Raw genomic sequence first — 19,409 nt, forward strand, 5'->3', positions numbered from 1 at the left:
GCCCCAACCGTCAGAGAAGCGACCCCCGAGGAAGACCTGTGAACGAGACCAAGCGGTACTCGGGCATTCCCGCCCACCTGTCCCTGGCCTGCCTGTTGGTACTGACCGGCTGCGGCAGCGACGACACTCCGACCGCGCAGGACGCCCCGAACGAGGAGACCCCGGAGGAGGCGGCCGAGATCCCTCCGGAAGACCTCTCGGGCCTACTCATCTTCAACTGGTCCAACGACGACACGTTCGTCACCTTCCACGACGTCGAGGACGGAAGCCTGAACATCCGTCTGAGTCTCCACGAGCTCAACGAGGCGGACGAGGAGCGCCATCAGACGGACTGGAGCCAGTTCGTGTTCTCGCCGGGTTTCCGGAACGCCGTCATCGAGACCGACCAGGGGTTGATCCTGGGATCGCTCGACGGCGAGACCCGCTCATACGTCCCCGGGCCGACGATCGCCCCCGAGGAGGAGGCGAGTTTCAGCGGCGGTGAGATCACCTACTCAGCACCCCAGTTCAGCCCGGACGGAACACAGATCTGGTTCGAGGAACGCAGCGAGCACGGTGAGGACGACTCCCGGATCCTCGCGGTCGACGTCGACGATCCCGAGTCCGAACCCGCACACGTCGGAGACGTTCCCCGCCTCACGCAGGCTCCGGATACCGTCGAGGAGGTCCAGGTGCACGGGCACGGGCTCGAGATCGGCCTGCCCGACACCGTCTACACGATTTCCGAGGACCTCGAGCCCGATGTCCTGGAGCTGGTGGAGAGCGGCCCACCGGGACAGGACAGTGCCCCCGGGGATTCCCTCGAATTCCTGATGAGCGAGGACGGAACGAACATCGTCCCGTCGAATTTCGTGCGCGGCCCCGAAGAGACGTTCATCGGCCCTCTCGAGAGCGCGCCCCAGGAGGACACGCACACCCAGCTGTCCCTCTTCTCCCTGGACGAGGAGGGCTCGGTCACCGATGACGACGTGCTCCTGGAGACCGAGGGCAACCCGATCAACCGGTACTGGTACGACCCCCAGGGCGACCGCCTCCTCCTTCAGACGAGCGACGCCTACTACCTCCACACGATCGGGGACGACGGCGAGCCCGAACGCGCCTTCGAGGCATTGGACTTCGGGGAGGACGGCGATGTGGCCGGGGAGTCCGACTCCCTGGGCATTTTCCCACCGCACGAGGACTGACCACGGGATGCGGCCGGGCCCGAGCCAGTGGTGATGCCGCAGGGAAGCCCCCGCAGCACGGCTCTCGGAACCCCGACCTGCACAACCGAAAGGGCCACAGTGCGAGCCGCTGAGGAACATGGACCCGTGAGATCTCTCCGAGGGACCATGGCCACAGGCGACCCACCTCCACTGACCGGCAGTGACCCGCGCTACAAGCGAGGGCCGGCTCGGGCATCCGGTCCGGGTGTTGTGATGCAATAAAGACGTGTTCGTGAACCCGTGGAGGGCTTCCGAGACCGGCAACAGCACCGAGATTCAGGAGGAGGTTGGCATTCCATGACCAACCGCGCATACGTGATCGCAGGGTCGGAGGCCACCGGCGGCGCCGGCATCCAGGCCGACCTCAAGGCCTTCCAGGAGCTCGGCGTCTACGGGATGGGCACGATCACCTGCATCGTCTCCTTCGACCCGAAGAACGACTGGGCACACCGCTTCGTCCCGATCGACCCGGGTGTCATCGCCGACCAGATCGAGGCGGCCACGAGCTGCCACGACGTCGACGTCGTCAAGATCGGCATGCTCGGAAGGCCCGAGACCATCGACGTGGTCGAAGAAGGCCTCAAGGGCCAGGAGTGGCGGCACGTCGTCCTGGACCCGGTCCTCATCTGCAAGGGCCAGGAGGCCGGGGCGGCCCTGGACACCGACAAGGCACTGACCGCGCAGATCCTGCCGCTGGCCACGGTCATCACGCCCAACCACTTCGAGGCGCGCACTCTGGCCGGCATGGAGAGCATCGACACGGTCGACGACCTGATCGAGGCCGCCCGCCGTATCCACGAGCTGGGCCCGCGCCACGTCATCGCCAAGGGCGGCACGGAGCTGCCCGGGCCCGACGCCGTGGACGTGCACTTCGACGGTGAGAACGCCACCGTCCTGAGCGCCCCGAAGATCGGCGAGGAGCGCGTCAGCGGCGCCGGCTGCACCTTCGCCGCCGCCATCACGGCCGAGCTCGCCAAGGGCGCGGACGTCGGCAGCGCCGCGGAGGTCGCCAAGGCCATGGTCCGTGAGGGCATCACGGGGCGCCTGGCCACCCACGCGCCCTTCTCGTCCGTGGTTCCGATCGCTCCGTGAGGATCTCGGCACGCGTGCGGCGCTGATCACGCCACACCGGCCCTGTCGCGCTCAGCGACGGGGCCGGTGGTGTGCGGGGCAGGGTCGGCCCGGTCCGGAACCGGCCACCGCCGGACGACGGCGAGCACCTCCGTGGTCCTCTCCTCGGCGCACGAGTGGGTGGACCGGGCCGTGTGGCGGGCTCCCGACGGGGTTCTTCCGATTCTGACGAGGCTCTTGCGACCGCTGGGGTGCAGGTGGCCGGAGGCGGCCACCGCTTGGGAGCGATTCCATGGACAATGGTTCCGGGACCACGAGGAAGGGTGGACAGGCATGAGCGTCAGGTTCGGACTATTGGGCACGGGGTTCTGGGCCAACGAGACACACGCGGCGGCCCTGGACGCCCACCCGGGCGCAGAGCTGGTCGGGGTCTGGGGACGGGATCCGGCCAAGGCGACGGCACTGGCCGAACGCTACGGGGCTCAGGCCCATGAGGACGTCGACGCGCTCCTGAAGGAGGTCGACGCGGTCGCGATCGCCCTGCCGCCCGATGTCCAGGCGGAACTGGCCCTGCGGGCGGCGCGGGCGGGGCGCCACCTGCTGCTGGACAAACCGGTCTCACTGTCGACCTCGATGGCCGACCAGCTCACGGTGGAGGCGGAGAGCCGGGAACTGGCGTCGGTCGTGTTCTTCACGGCGCGGTTCTCCGAGGAGGTCGAGCGTTTCCATTCCGAGGTGCGGGGCCAGGACTGGCACGGCGTGCGGGCGCACCTGTTCGCGTCGATCTTCGAACCCGGGAACCCGTTCGGCACCTCGCCGTGGCGGCGGGCCAAGGGCGGCCTGTGGGACCTGGGCCCGCACGCGCTCGCGCTGACGCTTCCGGTGCTGGGGCAGGTCCAGCGGGTCTCCGCGCTGGCCGGACCCAAGGAGACGGTGCACCTGTTGACCGAGCACGCCGGGGGTGCGGTGGGTTCGTTCGCGCTGACGTTGGACGCCCCGGCCGCGGCGCAGACCTTCGAGGTGGTTCTGCACGGCGAGCAGGGGTGGCGTCCGGTTCCGACCGGCTCCCGGGATCCGGTGTCGGCGTTCGGAAAGGCGATCGATCGGCTCACCGCGCAGATCTCCGGGGAGAAGGGGGATCCTTGCGGGGTGCGGTTCGGTCGTGACGTCGTGGCGGTGCTGGAGGCGGCGGAGTGGTCGCTGTCGTCGGGGCGTACCGAACGTGTGGCGCCGGCCCCCGGATGGTGACCGGAGGCCGGCGCGTGTGCTCGTGCTCGACGGCGCCTCAGGAGGCGTTCTTGGCGTAGAAACCGTCGGCGAGGTAGACGATCCCCGCGGCCACCAGTACCTGGACCAACAACACCCAGAGGAAGGCCGTGGCGAAAATGGCAGCGATCCAGCCTCCGACGACAGCGGCCACGATGCCCAGGACGAGTGTGAGCCAAATGGGCAGGTGTTGTTTGCCAGGAATGATGAGGCGTCCGAGCGCCCCGATGATCAACCCGACGATGATCGCGCTGAAGATTCCGGTGATCTCCACGGGTACCTCCTCTTGGTCGGCGCGTTGACGCGCCCTTTCCGTTCCCTCGCGGGCACGGAGGGACACAGGAAAATGCCTGCCCTGTATGAACCTTTTATGGGGTTTTTGCACCCCTGTACATTGCTGCACGTGCATAAGCATGTGCGTTGAGCAACATCGTGCTCCGCCCTCCGGATATGGAGCGTCCTCTGGGGTATGAGTCCTGAGTTCCTGTTGACCTCGAGAGACCCCCCATGCTCCCCCACGACAGCGACCGGAACCGTCTGACCTCCGATCAGGTGTCGGGGACCGTCGTGCAGATCGGCTCCGTCCGGGGCGATGTGCACACCGGTGCTGCCCCGCCCCCTCCCCCTCACCAACTCCCCGGCAGACCACGCTTCTTCGCCGACCGCGCCGACACGGTCCGCCACCTGCACGAGCTGCACGACGCCGCCGCACCTGCGGTCGTGCTGCACGGAACCGGAGGCGTGGGCAAGACCGCGCTCGCCACACACTTCCTCTCCTCCGTCTCCAGCACCTTCACCGACGGGATTCTCAACTGCGACCTGCACGGGTTCAGCGGCGACACCCCCGCCGACCCCGGAGACGTTCTCGACCGGTTCCTGCGCGACCTCGGTGTCTCACCGGAACACATCCCCCGCGACCTCGCCGGACGCGCGGCGGCCTTTCGCACCCGCACACACGGGCCGGCTCGGATTCCTCATCGACAACGCCGTCTCCGCAGCGCAGGTACGGCCCCTCCTGCCGGGCGAAGGCGAGCATCTGGTGCTCGTGACCACACGGCTGCACCTGAGCGGGTTGCGTCTGGACGGCGCCGAGTTCCTGGAGTTGGGCCCTCTCGACGATTCGGGGGCGGTCGAACTCGTCCAGCGCATCCTGGCCGACGACCGGCCCCGAGAGGAACCCGATGCTCTCCGTACGCTCACCGGCCTCTGCGGAGGGCTCCCCCTGGCGGTGTGCGCGGCGGTCAGCGGGCTCGCCGTCCGACGCCACCAACCGTTGAGCCGACTCGTCGAACGCCTGTCCCGGGCGCGCCACCGGCTGAGTGCGTTCGGCGCGGAAGCGGAGATGTCGGTGGAGGCCGTGCTCACTGATTCGTACCGGTGGCTGAGTCCGGGGGCGCAGCGTATGTACCGGCTCCTGGGGCTGAGTCCCGGGCGGGATCTGACCCCCGACGCCGCCGGTGCGCTCGCCGGGCTCTCCGAGGAAGAGACCGAGGAACTGCTCGCGGAGTTGCTCACCGTGAGCCTGTTGGAGGAGGGCACCGGAGGGCGGTTGCGCCAACACGACCTGACACGGCTGCACGCGTGTGCGCGCCGAGGAGGAGGGAACGGAACAGGAACGGGAGGAGGCCCTGGACCGGGTCCTGGAGCATTACCTGACCACGGCGGCCGCGGCCGCTCTCACCCTCAACCCGGGGCGATGGCATATCGCCCCGGTGTTCGGCCGGAACGACCTGCCGCGGTTCACGGACCGGAGCGCAGCTCTCAGCTGGCTGACGGAGGAGCTGGGCGCCCTCAGGTCGTGTGTGCGTACCGCCCGTCGGGCCGGACCAGGGCCGGCCCCAGGGCGAGAACCCGGACGGGGGCCGGAGCCGGGGCCCGCGACAAGCGGACCCCCGCCCGGGGCCGTCCTCGCCCCCGAAAATGGCCCCGGACGGGGGAACGATCCACCGAAGCCCGTTGGCAGTGCCCTTACAAGCACCAACACCGGCCTGTAGTGCTATCAGGAGCACTGGCAATGCTCGGTCGGGGCCCGAAGCCTTTCCGGAGGTCGCACACGCCGGCCTGCCCTGTCCTCAACGCCGTCACCGGGAGTGCCGGGGCCAGGCCTGTGCCTTACGCAGGAGCGAGCCACCGTGCCCACGCCTCGACCAGTGGTCGCAATGTGGCCACCACAGGGGGTTGGCTTTGGGCACCCCCGCTTCTTCGGCGGATGAGGGGACCGACCGGCAGGTGTTCGGCGGCGAGAGCGGTCGAGCCCGGCGTCAAGGGGTGGACCGCACACCCCGAGGCGCCCCGACCGACCACGCACAACGCCGCACCTTCTCCGCTTTCCGAGGGCGCGGGGTGGCGCCGAAGCGGGTTGCGGGAAGCCCCGGCCGGGCTAGGCTCGACGCTCCGACGAACACCACCCACACCAACCCCACGGCACCACCAGAAACCCCACTTCCCAGGCACCCCAGCTCCCCAGACACCCGAGACTCCCCCAGCGCAACAAGAAACCACACCACCCCCACCACACCAAGCACCCGATCCGAGAGTGGAAAACCCTCCCGAGACCCATCCGCCTGGGACAGAGCCTCCCACCGCAGCCGCTCCCTGGAGGCCCCACTCCCTCAGGCCTGCTGTGCCTCGAAGCACTCCGTGGCACGAGGGCTCTCCGTGGCACGGGGGTGCCCCGCCGACCCCAGGGCTTCTGCCGTCGGCAGAAGCAGGGCCGCTCCCCCTGCCGCCGACCCGTCCTGAGGCATAGGCTCGAAGAACGACGTCCGCGCCGCCACCGGGAGGAACCGATGTCCGACAGCGTTCTGCGCGATCTGGACGAGGCCCGTCGCGGCCCGTGCACCGAGCAGCCCGATGACCCGCTCATGCGCGACCTCATCGGTGAACTCCTGCGCCGTACCCGCAACGACCAGGGACGCACCTTGCGTGAGGTCGCCGAGGACGCCCAGGTGTCGCTGCCCTACCTCTCGGAGATCGAACGCGGCCGCAAGGAGGCTTCCTCCGAACTCCTCGCGGCGATCTACCGTTCTCTGGGGTTGTCGCTGACGGACGTGTTCGCCGAGCTGTACCGGCTTTCGGCCCCGGTGCAGATCATGCGCCCAGGCAGCTACCAGGTCGCGCCGATGCCGCAGACGCCCGCGCCGACCCAGCAGGCCAGAGTACTCACGCTCGCCGCCTGACCCGTCGAGCCCCGTCCGTCGGCCGCCCCTCCGACCGCCTCTATCCGTCTTCCGAGGTCCACACGGCCCCGGAAGACGGCACGTGCCCCGGGCACCAATCCACAACCCACGGAACACGTTCCGGAAATCGGGTGCGGCCCGGCCGGTCGGCCGGGCCGCACAGTGCCGTCGTGCTCCTCGGGTCAGGCCGCCTCCGGCACCGGGGTCTCCTCCCGGACCGTGACGATCCCGTCGATCAGTCCGTAGTCCTTCGCTTCCTCGGCGGTGAAGTACCGGTCCCGGTCGGTGTCGGCCCGCAGGCGTTCGAGTGTCCGGCCCGTGTGCCGCGCCAGGATCCCCTCGACCTGCGAACGGATGCGCAACACCTCCTCGGCCTGGATCTCCAGGTCGGCGGCCACGCCCTGGCCCTCCGTCGAAGGCTGGTGCAGCATCACCCTGGCGTGCTCCAGAGCCATCCGTTTGCCGGGGGCCCCGGCCGCGAGCAGCACCGCAGCAGCGGAAGCGGCCTGGCCCATGCAGACGGTCGAGACGTCGGCACGTACGAACCGCATGGTGTCGTAGATGGCGGTCAACGCGGTGTTCGAGCCTCCGGGCGAGTTGATGTAGAGCTGGATGTCGGTGTCGCTGCTCTCGTGGTCCAGGTGCAGCAGCTGCGCCATGACCACGTTGGAGACGTCGTCGTCGATGGGTGTTCCCAGGAAGATGATGCGCTCCGACAACAGCCGGCTGAAGACGTCGTAGGAACGCTCCCCCTTCGGGGTGCTCTCCACGACCGTCGGGATCGTGTAACGGCCGCTCATCGCGTCCCTCCTCGTCCGGTGCTGAACCCGGGCGCGTGCAGGCCCAGGCGCGGTCCGACCCCGCCGAGCTCGCCGACGCCGGTCACGACCTCGTCCACGAACCCGTAGTCGCGGGCCTCCTCGGCGGTGAACCAGGCGTCGCGCTGCTGGTCGGCGGCGACACGCTCCTCGGTCTGTCCTGTGTGCCGGGCGATCAGACGCACCATGGCCTGTTTGGTGTGGGCCAGGTTCTCGGCCTGGATGGCGATGTCGGCGGCGGTCCCGCTGATGCCGCCCGAGGGCTGGTGCATCATGACGCGTGCGTTGGGCAGTGCGAACCGTTTGCCGTGCGTGCCGGTGCAGGACAGGAACTGCCCCATGCTGGCGGCCACACCCATGACGACGGTCGAGACGTCGTTGGGCACGAAGTTCATCGTGTCGTGGATGGCCATGCCCGCGGTGATCACCCCGCCGGGGCTGTTGATCGCCAGGGTGATGTCCTTGTGCGGGTCCTCGTCGGCGAGCAGCATCAACTGTGCGCAGACACGGTTGGCGCTGGTCTCGTCGACCTGTGTTCCCAGGAACACGATGCGACTGCGCATGAGCCGCGTCGCGAGCTGATCGTCGAAAGGTCCGTCCGTCCCCTCGGCCGAGGCCACCGGGGCCGACATGGTGGTCATGGTCCTCTCCTTCCGCCGGCCGCGACGACCGGGCCGGTTCCTCTCCAGCCTGTGGTGAGCAGGGAGGCAGAAGCCACGGTTTCGGCCTTGGGCAGATCTGCCCAAGGCAGATCCGCAATACCGGCCCCTGGCCCCGGATCAGGCTGGCCCAGAGCCGGGAACCGGACGTGGGAAGAAAAGGGCAGCTGATGCAGTTGTCAATAGAGGTAAAACAAGAGCGCCGAACCGAGGGCTCGGCCGCTCAGGTCTCGTCCAGCGCCTCGCGCAGATCATGGAGGAGCGTGATGACCATCGGGCGCATGGCCGGTCTGATCGCTTCGAAGATTTTGTGCTGTTTACCCTCCATGCGCTCGCGCGTGAAGGCGAGGACCCGTTCCCCCTCTTCTGTGACGGTCACCACGGTGCTGCGTTCGTCGCGCTCCGACCTGCGGCGCGCCAGCAGTCCGCGGCGCTCGAGTTGTTGGATCATGCGCGTGGCGGACGGGGACGAGACCCCCACCACTTGGGCCACGGCGCCCACGTTGGGAGCATCCATCCCCCGGACCGCCTCCATGAGCAGGGCCTGAGTGAGTGTGAGCTCTTCACCCCCGCGGTGGCTGTGGCCGCTACGCGTCTGCGCGTGTATGGCTGCGTTGATCAGTTCGGTCCACGCACGTTGGAACTCCTCGAGTTCCCGATTGTGCAGCTCCGCACTGTATTCGTGGGCTTCATCGGGCACGGAACGGTCCTCGCAAGCTGAAGGTCCGGCGGACCCCCGGGTCCGCGCGGCGGTTTGACGCTTGTATAGTGTAGCTATCAAATAGCTTATGCACGCAAGTTCAGGAAGACACACGTCCCACAAGCCGCAGTAACAGCCCGTCCACCTCCCCAGCTGTGGGCGTAACGGACTGCTGTAGGGGCAGTGGACGTCCGCCCGGAACTCGGGTGGGCCCGGACCGGTCCGGGAGGGGCGCATTGACAACAGTGCTAATCGCGCATTTCATCGCTGCGGCGGTGGCTCCCTTACTGATACGCAGGTGGGGCCGTAACGCCTTCCTCGCGCTCGCCGTGGTCCCCGGCCTCTCCACGGTCTGGGCCTTCTTCCAGCTCCCCACCATCCTCGGCGGCGATGCGCTGTCCTCCTCCCACGCGTGGGCCCCGGAGTTCTCTCTCCGCCTGGGCCTGCACATGGACGCCCTCGGCCTGCTGATGACCCTCATCGCGGCCGGGGTGGGCACGCTCATCCTCATCTACTGCGCCCGTTACTTCAGCGAATCCGAGCCCGGGCTGGGCCGGTTCGCCGGAGTGTTCGTGGCGTTCGCCGGCGCGATGCTCGGGCTCGTCCTGGCCGACGACCTCATCCAGCTCTTCGTGTACTGGGAGCTGACCACGGTCTTCTCCTACCTGCTCGTGGGACACAACACCGAGCTGAAGGAGAGCCGCCGCGCCGCCATGACGGCGCTGACCGTCACCACACTCGGCGGCCTGGCGATGCTCGTCGGCATGGTCATGCTCGGCGAGACCGCCGGGACCTACGTGATCGCCGAGATCGTCCAGGCCCCACCCGAGGGGCCGCTCATCAACGCAGCGCTCGTGCTGATCATGATCGGCGCGATGTCGAAGTCGGCGCTGTTCCCGTTCAGCCTGTGGCTGCCCGCCGCCATGCGCGCTCCCACACCGGTCTCCGGTTACCTGCACGCCGCGGCGATGGTCAAAGCGGGTGTCTACCTGGTCGCCCGCCTCACCCCCGCGTTCGGGGACGTGGCCGTGTGGCAGACGATGGCAGTGTTCTTCGGGGCCCTGACCATGGTGCTGGCCGGTTGGAAGGCCCTGCGCCAGACCGACTTGAAGCTCGTCCTGGCCTCGGGCACCATCAGCCAGCTCGGCTTCCTCATCACCCTGCTCGGCACCGGGAACCAGTACGCCGCACTCGCCGGCATCTCCATGCTGTTGGCGCACACCCTCTTCAAGGCGCCGTTGTTCCTCGCGGTCGGCATCATCGACCACAGCACCGGGACCCGGGACATCCGCAAGCTCTCCGGGCTGCGCGGCTCCATGCCGGGCACGTTCTGGATCTCGGTCGTGGCGGCCGCATCCATGTCCGGTCTGCCACCCACCCTCGGCTTCGCCGCCAAGGAGCTGGCTTTCGGCGCCTACGTCGGCGGCGGGCTCCTCGACACCGTCGTCCTGACCGGGCTGGTCGTGGGTTCCGTCTTCACCGTGGCCTACAGCCTGCGGTTCCTGTGGGGGGCCTTCTCCACCAAGGAGGACGTGCCCGACACCCACGTGCACGCGCCCGGACCGCTCTTCCTGGCCCCGGCCGCGGTCCTGGCCGCGCTCAGCCTCCTCGGCGGCCTGTTCTCCTCCCGGTTGGAACCGCTGTTCGCCCTCTACGCCGACACCGTCGAGCCCCTCGGCCCCGGCGGACACGAGGCACACCTGGCGCTCTGGCACGGGTGGGAGCTGCCGCTGCTGCTGTCGGCGGTCTGTCTCGTCGGCGGTGCGCTCCTGTTCCGGTTCCGGGACGGGGTGGAACGCGTCAACCGCGCCATGGCCGTGGTCGACGCCGACCGCAACTACCGCCGTATGCTCACCGGGCTGGACAAACTCGCCCTGCAGGCCACCGGCGCCACCCAGCGCGGTTCACTGCCGGTCTACCTCGGGACGATCCTGGTCGTGCTGATCATCGGCGCTACCTGGCCGATCATCACCGGCCGCATCTGGGAACTGCCCACACCGGAAATGCGCCTGTGGGACACCCCGGTCCAGGTCATCCCGGCCGTCATCATGCTCGTGACCGCCCTGGCCGCGGTCTTCGTGCGACGCCGCCTGTACTCGGTGATCCTGATCGGCATCAGCGGTTACGGCTGCGCCGCCCTGTTCTACCTGCAGGCCGCACCCGACATCGCGCTCACCCAGTTCCTGGTGGAGACCGTCAGCCTGGTCGTGTTCGTGCTGGTGTTGCGGCGCCTGCCCACGAACTTCTCGGCGCCCGCCCTGCGCGGCCGCCGTGTGTGGAACCTGGCCATCGGTGCCGCCACCGGCCTGGTCGCCTCGTTCATGACCTACTACGCGCTGGCCGGCCGTCAGGAGGGGTCGATCGCCTCCCTGTACCCGGACGCCGCACGCGACGCCGGGGGCGAGAACATCATCTCGGTGCTGCTGCTCGATGTCCGTGCCTGGGACACCATGGGCGAGATCTCGGTACTGGCCGCCGCCGCTGCCGGCGTGGCCAGCCTGATGTTCCTGCGCCGCCGTCCCCAGTCCCGGAAGCTCCCCGGCCAGGCGATGGCTCTGTCCGTCACCTACCCGCCGAAGGAGCCCCACGGGCACGCCGAGGCGAGCCTGGGCAGGATCGCGTTCGCTCCGACATCCATGCACGTCAGGCCGCAGTGGAACCGCACGTGGCTGCCGGGCGCGGGCACCCAGCCCACCGAGCGCCGCTCGATCATCTTCGAGGTGATCTCACGGTTCCTCTTCCCGGTGATCATGGTGATCTCGTTGTACCTGCTCCTGACCGGCCACACGGCCGTCGGCGGCGGTTTCGCCGGCGGCATCGTGGCAGGCCTGGCCTTCATCGTGCGCTACCTGGCCGGGGGACGCTACGAGCTGTACTCCACCGCGTGGGTCCAACCCGGCTCGCTCATCGGTACGGGTCTGGCCGTGGCCACCGGTACCGGGCTCGCCGGTGCGTTCTTCGGCGACGCCGTCCTCGCCGGCGCCCACGGATACGTGGACTTCTGGATTCTGGGTGAGGCCCACCTGACCGTGTCCATGCTCTTCGACATCGGTGTCTACCTGCTGGTGATCGGCCTGATCCTGGACATCCTCAGGAGCCTGGGCGCCCGCATCGACGAGCAGATCGAGAGGGACGCCTCCGAGGCCGACGAAGAGTCGCGGGCCGAGGCCACCAAGCGAGTCGAGGAGGTCACCCCGTGAGCGATTCACCGAGTCTGACCCTCGTCATCGTCATCGGCGTCCTGGTCGCCGTGGGTGTGGTGCTGCTCCTCGAGCGCAGCCTCACCCGCGTCCTCCTCGGCTTCGTGGTGATGAGCAACGGGGTCAACCTGATGCTTCTGGCCGCCGGCGGCCAGAAGGGCGGTCCCCCCGTCCTCTGGTTCGGTGACGAGACCCGGATGACCGATCCCCTGCCTCAGGCGATGATCCTGACCGCGATCGTCATCACCCTGGGCCTGACCGCGTTCCTGTTGGCGATGGCCTACCGGAACTGGCAGCTCGAGGGCAACGACGAGGTCCAGGACGACGCCGAGGACCTGCGGATCGCGTACGGCGAGGGCCGGCGCGCGGTGCGGCGCCGCTTCCAGCAGGAGCGCCGCCGCCTGCGGGCCGACATCCGCCGCCAGCGGGCCGAACTCCAGGCCACCATCGCGGCCGCCGACGCCCAGGAGCTGGCCGAGCAGGCCCGCATCAAGGCGGAGATCGCGGCGGCCCAGGCCGAACTGGCACGCCACGAGGTCGAGGCCGAGGACGGTGAGGCCGACGAACGCTCGCAGGAGACCATGCGTCGTCTCAGTGAACGTTCGGAGACCATGACCGCCCAGGTCAACGAATTGCGCGGCCGTATCCGACTGGGGCGCCGGCGCCTGCGGGAGCACCGCAGGGCCGACCGTGCCGCCGAGCGTGAACTGTGGCGCGAACTGCGCCGCAGGATCCATGCCCAGCGGCGCGAGGCGAGCCGGTCGATGCGTGCCGAGCGTGAACGCCTCGCTCGTGCCGAGGACAGCGATCTGCAAAGGGGCGAGTGACCATGGGAGAGTCCTTCTTCGCCGACGTTCTCCATCTACTCGTTCCGCTGCCGGTGATCCTGCCGCTGTTCGCGGCGGGTGTGAAGTTCGCGCTCGGTAATCGCTGGCCCAGGCTCCAGCACTGGCTGAGCGTGGGCACGCTCGCCGCCGTGCTGGTCGTCGGTCTGCTGCTGATGTTCGGCGCACACGAACTCGGCCCGCAGGCCGTGCAGCTCGGTGGGTGGGAGGCGCCCATCGGCATCACGTTGGTCGCCGACCGGCTCGCCGCCCTGATGGTGACGGTGTCGGCCGCGATCACCCTGGCGGTGCTGATCTACTCGATCGGCCAGGGCATGGCCCCCAAGGCCGAGGTGGCGCCGTTGTCGGTGTACCAGCCGACCTACCTGATCCTGGTCGCGGGTGTCTCCAACGCCTTCCTCGCGGGTGACCTGTTCAACCTGTACGTGGGCTTCGAGATCCTGTTGACCGCCAGCTACGTGCTGCTGACCCTGGGCGGGACCCAGGCGCGGATGCGCGCGGGCGCCATCTACGTGGTGGTGTCGCTGGTGTCGTCGGTGCTGTTCCTGATGGCGATCGCGCTGATCTTCGCCGCGACCGGGACCGTGAACATGGCACAGCTGGGCGAGCGCATGCCCGAGATCAACAACGAACTCTGGCTGGTGCTGGAGGTCGTCCTGGTCATCGCGTTCGCCATCAAGGCGGCGGTGTTCCCGCTCGCGGCCTGGCTGCCGGACTCCTATCCGACCGCCCCGGTGCCGGTCACCGCGGTGTTCGCCGGCCTGCTGACCAAGGTCGGTGTGTACTCGATCATCCGCGTCGAGACGCTCATGTTCCCCGGTACACAGATCAACACCCTGCTGATGTGGGTGGCGCTGGCGACGATGATCATGGGCATCCTGGGCGCGGTCGCGCAGAACGACATCAAACGATTGTTGTCGTTCACCCTGGTCAGCCATATCGGCTACATGATCTTCGGTGTGGGGCTCGGCAGTGAGCTGGGGATGGCCGGCGCGGTCTTCTACATCGCGCACCACATCACCGTGCAGACCACGTTGTTCCTCATCACGGGTCTGATCGAGCGCAGGGGCGGGTCCACGTCGCTGGACCAGCTCGGGGGTCTGGTGCGCATCGCACCGATCCTGGCCCTCCTGTTCTTCGTCCCGGCGATGAACCTGGGCGGGATCCCGCCGCTGTCGGGCTTCCTCGGCAAGATCGGTCTGATGCAGGCCGGTATCGACGCCGGGACACCGCTGGCCTACACGCTGGTGGGTGCGTCGGTCCTGACGAGCCTGCTGACCCTGTACGTCATCGCGCGGGTGTGGAACTCCGCGTTCTGGCGCACACCCTCCGAGGGCATGGTCGCCGAGCCCGGCACCGTGTTGGAGGACACCGAGGCCGACTCCTCGTCGACGGCGGCACTGGGTCCGTCGGACGAGGCCGTGGGCCCCTCCTCCCGCATCGGCGACACCGACGTGTCCGCGCCGGTGGTCACCTCGGTGGTACTGCCCAAGAGCATGGTCGGCGCCACCATGGCGCTGGTCGCATTCAGCCTGGCGCTGACGGTCTTCGCCGGCCCGCTCATCGGCTATGCGTCCGACGCCGCCGTGGAGCTGATGGGCCAGACGTCCTACATCGACGCGGTCCTCGGAGGTACGCGATGATCGAACCGTCCCCGCCGAAGAGCATCCGTGCCATGGGTCTGCGGCGCCGACTCGGTAAGATCCAGATCTCCGTCGCGCTCGGCATGACGCTGGTGTGGATGCTGCTCTTCGACGCCTTCCAGCTGCGACCGGAGTCGCTGGGGCTGCTGCTTCTGGGATTCCTGGCGTCGGTGGCGATCATGCTGGTGTTCCCGCTGCCACCGATCAAACCCGGGTTCCGGTTCTGGCCGGTCCAAGGGGTGTGGATGATCGTCTACATCACCTGGAAGATGTTCGTGGCGAGTTTCCAGGTGACCGCGCAGATCTTCACCCCGGGTACGGTGCACAGTTCCGTGATCTCGGTGAAACAGCGCACGGGCTCCGACCTGATGCTGGTGTGCACCGCCATCGTCACGACGGTGATCCCGGGCAGTGTCATCGTCGAGGTGGGCCAGGCCGAGCGTGAGCTGTTCGTGCACGTGCTCGGCGCGGACACCGAGGAGAAGGTGCGCAACGCCGAGAAGGACGTGCGTGCTCTTGAAGAGCGCCTGGTGCGCGGTCTGGGCACCCGGGCCGACATCGCCGAGCTGGAGGAAGCCCTGGCTTCCGGAGAGGAGCGCGTGTGACCGCCCTCTGGACCGTGATCGCGGTGGCCCTTGCTCTCGCCGCGTTGCTGAGCACCGCCCGGCTGTTCCTGGGCCCCAGCATCCTGGACCGGGCACTTTCGGTGGATGTGCTGATCGCCTCGGCCATGACCGGCCTGAGCGCCTACGCGGCCTTCCATCAGGATCCGACGCTCATGCCGACGCTGCTGGTGCTGGCGCTGGTCGGTTTCACCTCGTCCGTCAGTATCTCGAAGTTCGTCGCCCGGCGTCCCGAGGAGTACGTCCCTCCCCAGGGAACGACCGATGAGACCGGCACGGGTTCGCAACAGAACACTCCGGACAAGGGAGGATCATGAGCGACACGTTCGTGCAGGCACTCGACTGGATCGCCGTTCTGTGCCTCCTGGCGGGGGCGCTGTTGACGCTCGTGGCCGGCATCGGCCTGGTCCGTTTCCCCGACCTTCTGTCGCGGATGCACACGGCGGCCAAGCCGCAGGTTCTGGGACTGCTGCTGGTGCTGGTGGGGCTCGCGATCCGGTTGATCCCCGTCGAGACCAATGTGTTCAACGTCGGGACCCTGGCACTGGTGGGCCTGTTCCAGATCGTGACGATCCCCGTGGCCGGGCACATCGCGGCGCGTGTGGGGTACCGGTCGGGGCGTATCCAGCATGACCTGTTGGTCGAGGACGCACTGGCCGACCGGATCGCGGAGAAGGAGCGGGCTCAGGAGGAGGCCGAACGCCAGGAGGAACGGGAGCAGGAGAGGGCCGAACGCACCGAGTGAGGTGCGCAGGCACAGGAACCGCGGGAGGGGTCGGCGCCGGTGCCGGCCCCTCTTTCATGTGTGGGCCCGGGGCCCGAGACGCTGCCTTGGGCCCCGTCTCGCCGTTCAGCGGTCAGGACGGGTGCCGTGTTCCCGCTCCGGTGGGCCCTGCCGGGGCTCCGCTCGGCTCACGGCGCGGTAGCGGGCGCGTATCCGGCGGTGGGTGGTTCCGGGATCGACCCCGTGCGGCAGGTTCTCGCGGCCGCCCTCCACGGTGGACTCTCCATCGCCGCCGAAGGTCGTCCGCACGTCCGGTACCCGGTGGAAGGTCACCTCGTCCGCGCTCGCCCGGGCGCTGATCTCCACGTCGGGCCTGTCACTCGGATCCTCCTCCCGAGACACCGGCCTCATCCCCCTTCACGCGCTGCGCGGACCACCCGTGAGGCCGCTCCGCCGACCTCCCGGCCGACCTGCTTGGCCCCCGCGCCCAGTCCTTTGAGCAACCTCTGGCCGACCGCGGAGAGCACCTGTTCGGCCTCGGCCCAGGTCCGGTCCCAGCTCCCGGCGTCGGGCTGCTCGTGGCCGGAGTCGTCCTCGAGACGCTCGTCCGCGGTCCTGTCCTCGGGACGCTCGATGGCGGCCTCGGGATCGGTCCCATCGGTCTCACGCTCGGCTTCGGAACGCTCACCGCCGTCCTGCCCGGTGTCGGGAGCGCCGTCGGACCGCCCGGGACCGGCGGCCTCCCCGGACAGCCCGGAGGCCGTTCCCTCCTGGCCGGCCTCCGGCTCCCCCGAGGTGGTGTCGGCGCCCTCCGTCTGCTCCTCCGCGGTTCTCGTCCCGGGGAGCTCGGCGCCGCCGGCGGCGTCCCGTGCCGCCTCGCTCGCGGTGCCCACGGCCCCCTCGGCCGTTCTTCCGACACCTTCGGCCGCGCCTCCGACGCTCTCGGCCGTCCTTCCGACGCCTTCGGCCGCCTTGCCCACCCCCTCGGTGGCCCCTACGGCCGTCCGGCCGAGGCTGTCGGCCACCCCTCCGGCCGTCTCGGCGACCTTACGGGCCGCCGCCTCGACGATCTGCGGGTTCTCGTCGATGGTCTGCAGGACCCGCTCGATGATCGACTCCACGTTGTCGAGCCGGACCTTCAGGAGGGCTTGGGCCTGGACCCCCTTGATGCCGAGCCGGACCCCGGCGAGGTCCACGTCGGCTCCCACGTCGAGTTGGAGGAGGTCCAGGACCCTGGCCTGGAGTGCGACCCGCGCCCGGAGCTTGTCCACCTCCAGGTCGATCTCGTCCACGTTCAGGTGGGGCACGTCCAGGAGGACGTCGGGTTCCTCTCCGTCCTTTCGTGGTCGGCCCTCGGCGGCCCCGGCCTCGGAGTCGTGTGTCCCGTCCGCGGTACGGTCCGCCGGGTCCACCGACTCCTCCGTCAGCCAGGACGTGTGGTGCTCTGTCTTGTCTGGCTCACCCATGTCTCCCCTCTCCGCGCCGTGCGCGTCGGAGAGCCGACCGGTACACCGCCCGTGCAGGCTCGGAAGGCGACCGGGCCCCGCGCCGCGCTCTTCTGCGAGAGCCCGACCCCGGGGCTCCTGACCTGGCATTTCAATGTTCGTCCTGTCAGGAAATCCCTGTCAAGCGGTTGACGCGCTGCGAGCGTCCTGCCGCTTTCCCGGCCACCCCTCTCGGATGCCGTCGACCTCTTCGGCCGGCGTCGACCGGGACCGGATGGGGAACCGGCGCCCGGTCGGTGCCTCGGTGTCGTGCCGCGCGGGGGAGGGTCGGCGGCCCCGAGCCGGTGGCCCACATGTCGGCCGGACGGGCAAGGGCGGCCNGCCCTGTGGGACCCTCAGACGGAGGCGCTCTCCTTCGCCGCGGCTGCGGCGTCCATCTTCCTGTGGCGCCGCCGGAGCACGACGAGGCCGAAGAAGAGGGCCGCGACCATGGTGGCCGCCATGAGCGCCAGGAAGCCCCAGGCCCCGACGAGCGGGCTGACGACCAGCGGGATGGCGGCGGCGGTGACCAGGCCACCACCGAAGAACGGCTCGAAGACGAGCTGCTTGTACCCGAACGCGGGGTAGGCGGGTGTCTTGACCTCGGGGTCGACGACGCGCATGAGGACCATACCGGTGGCCGTCACGCCCATGGACTGGCCGAACTCACCGATGCCGCGCTCGAACCAGTAGTTCGGCATCATGCGCGGGGCCAGGAACAGGAACGCGAACAGGCACCAGAGGATGCCGGAGATCGCCAGGATCGCGAAGACACCGATGTTGTCAGCGATGGCCTGCAGCGACAGTGTGGCCATGGCGGCGATGATGAGCACGTCCAGCGACAGGCCCTGGATGCGCTCGATGGAGCGCTCGTCCACGATGTGGTTCTTGTCGAACCGGTCGATGACGATCTGGACGATGATGCCGCCGATCATGGCGAGCGGGAACAGCGGCACGTACGCCATGACCTCGATGGTCTCCGCCCACAGGGCCTGTTCGACCCACTGGAGGCCGGACAGGATGAGCTGGCCGATGATGATGGCGACCGCGATGAGGCCGAAGTGCAGGGTGAGCGGGTCCATGGACGAGGGGTGGACCGTCATGGTCGAGCCGGCGGTGCGGTTCTCACGCTCGATGAGGCCGGCCTGTTCCCTGTCCGTGCCCTTCTTCTCGGCGTCGATCACCTGGGTCTTCTTGGTGCGGGCACCCCAGTTGATGAGGATGATGCCGATGACGACACCGGAGAGAAGACCGACCGTGGCCATGCCCAGGGCGAGGTCCTGGCCCTCGGCCCAGCCGACCTGCTCGAAGGTGTTGCCCAGGCCCGCGGCGGTGCCGTGGCCGCCGAGGAACCCGATCTCGATGAGGGTGCCGGAGAAGAGGGGTACGCCGAAGACCGGAGCGAGGATGAAGATGGCCAGGAGCAGGCCGATGACGTACTGGCCGCTGGCCACCGTCACGCCGAAGGCCAGGTTGGGTCCGGCCAGGTCGACGGTCTCCTTGAGCTTGGGCAGGCGCTTGCCGAGGAAGAGGCTCGCGAAGACCACGGAGATCAGCAGGCCGGGCAGGGTCGACCAGACCGACATGATGTCCTCACCGAAGAGGCCGCCCTCCTGGACGCGCTCGGCGAAGCCCTCGGCGATGCCCCGGTCTGCGAGCAGACCCGCGAACCATCCGAGGACGTCGGGGCCGAGAAGCAGCGCGATGCCGCCACCAATGATTGCGCTCGGCAGGTAGAGCTTCTGCGAGAGCTTCCACTTCACTCGGACGAGTTTGGAGAGCAGCAGCAGACCTCCCAACAGGAGGAGTGCGAGACCGACGGTTTCAGCCGACATTTCTACCTCTCAATGCGGTCCCGTAGCGGGTGGTTCAGGGCAACATTCAGCCCCTGAACACCCGCCCGGGGCGCGTCGGCTCAGAACGCGTCGGGCTCACGGATGCCGCAGGGGCGGTGGCTGGGAGGTAGCTCGCTCACTGGAGTGATCCACGTGA

Annotated in this window: 17 protein-coding genes; 10 read left to right on the forward strand and 7 right to left on the reverse strand. The window is 68.8% G+C overall.

Annotation, left to right across the window (positions count from 1 at the left end; genetic code table 11):
- Window positions 1-38 precede the first annotated feature (38 nt).
- The 3 genes from D473_RS0101125 to D473_RS0101140 all read left to right on the forward strand — a co-directional run bounded on the left by D473_RS0101125 (window position 39) and on the right by D473_RS0101140 (window position 3,524).
- Complete coding sequence (locus D473_RS0101125) at window positions 39-1,184, forward strand: hypothetical protein (RefSeq protein WP_017607255.1); 1,146 nt, start codon at window positions 39-41, stop codon at window positions 1,182-1,184.
- Window positions 1,185-1,502: 318 nt separating this feature from the next.
- Window positions 1,503-2,297, forward strand: coding sequence for a bifunctional hydroxymethylpyrimidine kinase/phosphomethylpyrimidine kinase (gene thiD, locus D473_RS0101130; RefSeq protein ID WP_017607256.1), 795 nt, complete (start codon window positions 1,503-1,505; stop codon window positions 2,295-2,297).
- Between the two features lie 312 nt (window positions 2,298-2,609).
- Entirely contained in the window at window positions 2,610-3,524 is a 915-nt protein-coding gene (locus D473_RS0101140) for a Gfo/Idh/MocA family protein (protein WP_026126488.1), read from the forward strand.
- 37 nt (window positions 3,525-3,561) lie between these two features.
- Here the strand turns inward: D473_RS0101140 and D473_RS0101145 are convergent, their stop codons facing one another.
- A complete protein-coding gene (locus D473_RS0101145) occupies window positions 3,562-3,816 on the reverse strand; it encodes a GlsB/YeaQ/YmgE family stress response membrane protein (protein WP_017607259.1) in 255 nt (84 codons plus the stop codon).
- A 2,515-nt stretch (window positions 3,817-6,331) separates the two neighbouring features.
- Between D473_RS0101145 and D473_RS0101150 the strand changes: the two genes are divergently transcribed.
- Window positions 6,332-6,721 carry a helix-turn-helix domain-containing protein gene (locus D473_RS0101150; protein WP_017607260.1) on the forward strand — a complete coding sequence of 130 codons (390 nt, stop codon included), beginning with the start codon at window positions 6,332-6,334 and terminating at the stop codon, window positions 6,719-6,721.
- Window positions 6,722-6,903: 182 nt separating this feature from the next.
- On the opposite strand, the gene D473_RS0101155 is transcribed toward D473_RS0101150, so the two are convergent.
- The 3 genes from D473_RS0101155 to D473_RS0101165 all read right to left on the reverse strand — a co-directional run bounded on the left by D473_RS0101155 (window position 6,904) and on the right by D473_RS0101165 (window position 8,898).
- Complete coding sequence (locus D473_RS0101155; protein ID WP_017607261.1) at window positions 6,904-7,521, reverse strand: ATP-dependent Clp protease proteolytic subunit; 618 nt, start codon at window positions 7,519-7,521, stop codon at window positions 6,904-6,906.
- Window positions 7,518-8,180 (reverse strand): ClpP family protease, encoded by a 663-nt coding sequence (locus D473_RS0101160; protein ID WP_017607262.1) that lies wholly within the window; start codon window positions 8,178-8,180, stop codon window positions 7,518-7,520. Before D473_RS0101160 ends, D473_RS0101155 begins: the two co-directional genes overlap by 4 nt.
- Before the next feature lie 241 nt (window positions 8,181-8,421).
- Window positions 8,422-8,898 carry a MarR family transcriptional regulator gene (locus D473_RS0101165; RefSeq protein WP_017607263.1) on the reverse strand — a complete coding sequence of 159 codons (477 nt, stop codon included), beginning with the start codon at window positions 8,896-8,898 and terminating at the stop codon, window positions 8,422-8,424.
- Window positions 8,899-9,143: 245 nt separating this feature from the next.
- Here D473_RS0101165 and D473_RS0101170 point away from each other — a divergent pair, with 245 nt between their 5' ends.
- The 6 genes from D473_RS0101170 to mnhG are packed head-to-tail and all read left to right on the forward strand — an operon-like array spanning window position 9,144 to window position 15,954.
- Window positions 9,144-12,098 (forward strand): Na+/H+ antiporter subunit A, encoded by a 2,955-nt coding sequence (locus tag D473_RS0101170; protein ID WP_026126489.1) that lies wholly within the window; start codon window positions 9,144-9,146, stop codon window positions 12,096-12,098.
- The gene (locus D473_RS0101175; protein ID WP_017607265.1) at window positions 12,095-12,925 is read left to right on the forward strand and encodes a Na(+)/H(+) antiporter subunit C; all 831 of its coding nucleotides are present in this window, start codon (window positions 12,095-12,097) and stop codon (window positions 12,923-12,925) included. Before D473_RS0101170 ends, D473_RS0101175 begins: the two co-directional genes overlap by 4 nt.
- A 2-nt stretch (window positions 12,926-12,927) precedes the next feature.
- On the forward strand, window positions 12,928-14,586 hold the full coding sequence (locus D473_RS0101180) for a Na+/H+ antiporter subunit D (RefSeq protein WP_193373236.1): 1,659 nt from the start codon (window positions 12,928-12,930) through the stop codon (window positions 14,584-14,586).
- Complete coding sequence (locus D473_RS0101185) at window positions 14,583-15,191, forward strand: Na+/H+ antiporter subunit E (RefSeq protein ID WP_017607267.1); 609 nt, start codon at window positions 14,583-14,585, stop codon at window positions 15,189-15,191. Before D473_RS0101180 ends, D473_RS0101185 begins: the two co-directional genes overlap by 4 nt.
- Entirely contained in the window at window positions 15,188-15,526 is a 339-nt protein-coding gene (locus D473_RS0101190) for a monovalent cation/H+ antiporter complex subunit F (RefSeq protein ID WP_017607268.1), read from the forward strand. Before D473_RS0101185 ends, D473_RS0101190 begins: the two co-directional genes overlap by 4 nt.
- On the forward strand, window positions 15,523-15,954 hold the full coding sequence (gene mnhG, locus D473_RS0101195; RefSeq protein WP_017607269.1) for a monovalent cation/H(+) antiporter subunit G: 432 nt from the start codon (window positions 15,523-15,525) through the stop codon (window positions 15,952-15,954). The genes D473_RS0101190 and mnhG overlap by 4 nt, the downstream gene beginning before the upstream one ends.
- Window positions 15,955-16,059: 105 nt before the next feature.
- On the opposite strand, the gene D473_RS0101200 is transcribed toward mnhG, so the two are convergent.
- From D473_RS0101200 to D473_RS0101210, 3 genes are all read right to left on the reverse strand, one after another.
- Window positions 16,060-16,335: a hypothetical protein gene (locus tag D473_RS0101200; protein ID WP_241474673.1), complete on the reverse strand. Its 276-nt coding sequence runs from the start codon at window positions 16,333-16,335 to the stop codon at window positions 16,060-16,062.
- A gap of 5 nt (window positions 16,336-16,340) precedes the next feature.
- Window positions 16,341-17,399: a hypothetical protein gene (locus D473_RS27570; RefSeq protein ID WP_051042914.1), complete on the reverse strand. Its 1,059-nt coding sequence runs from the start codon at window positions 17,397-17,399 to the stop codon at window positions 16,341-16,343.
- Between the two features lie 374 nt (window positions 17,400-17,773).
- Window positions 17,774-19,252 (reverse strand): sodium/glutamate symporter, encoded by a 1,479-nt coding sequence (locus D473_RS0101210; RefSeq protein WP_017607271.1) that lies wholly within the window; start codon window positions 19,250-19,252, stop codon window positions 17,774-17,776.
- Between the last annotated feature and the right edge of the window lie 157 nt (window positions 19,253-19,409).

The sequence above is a fragment of the Nocardiopsis xinjiangensis YIM 90004 genome (genome assembly GCF_000341145.1).
Classification (GTDB): Bacteria; Actinomycetota; Actinomycetes; order Streptosporangiales; family Streptosporangiaceae; genus Nocardiopsis; species Nocardiopsis xinjiangensis.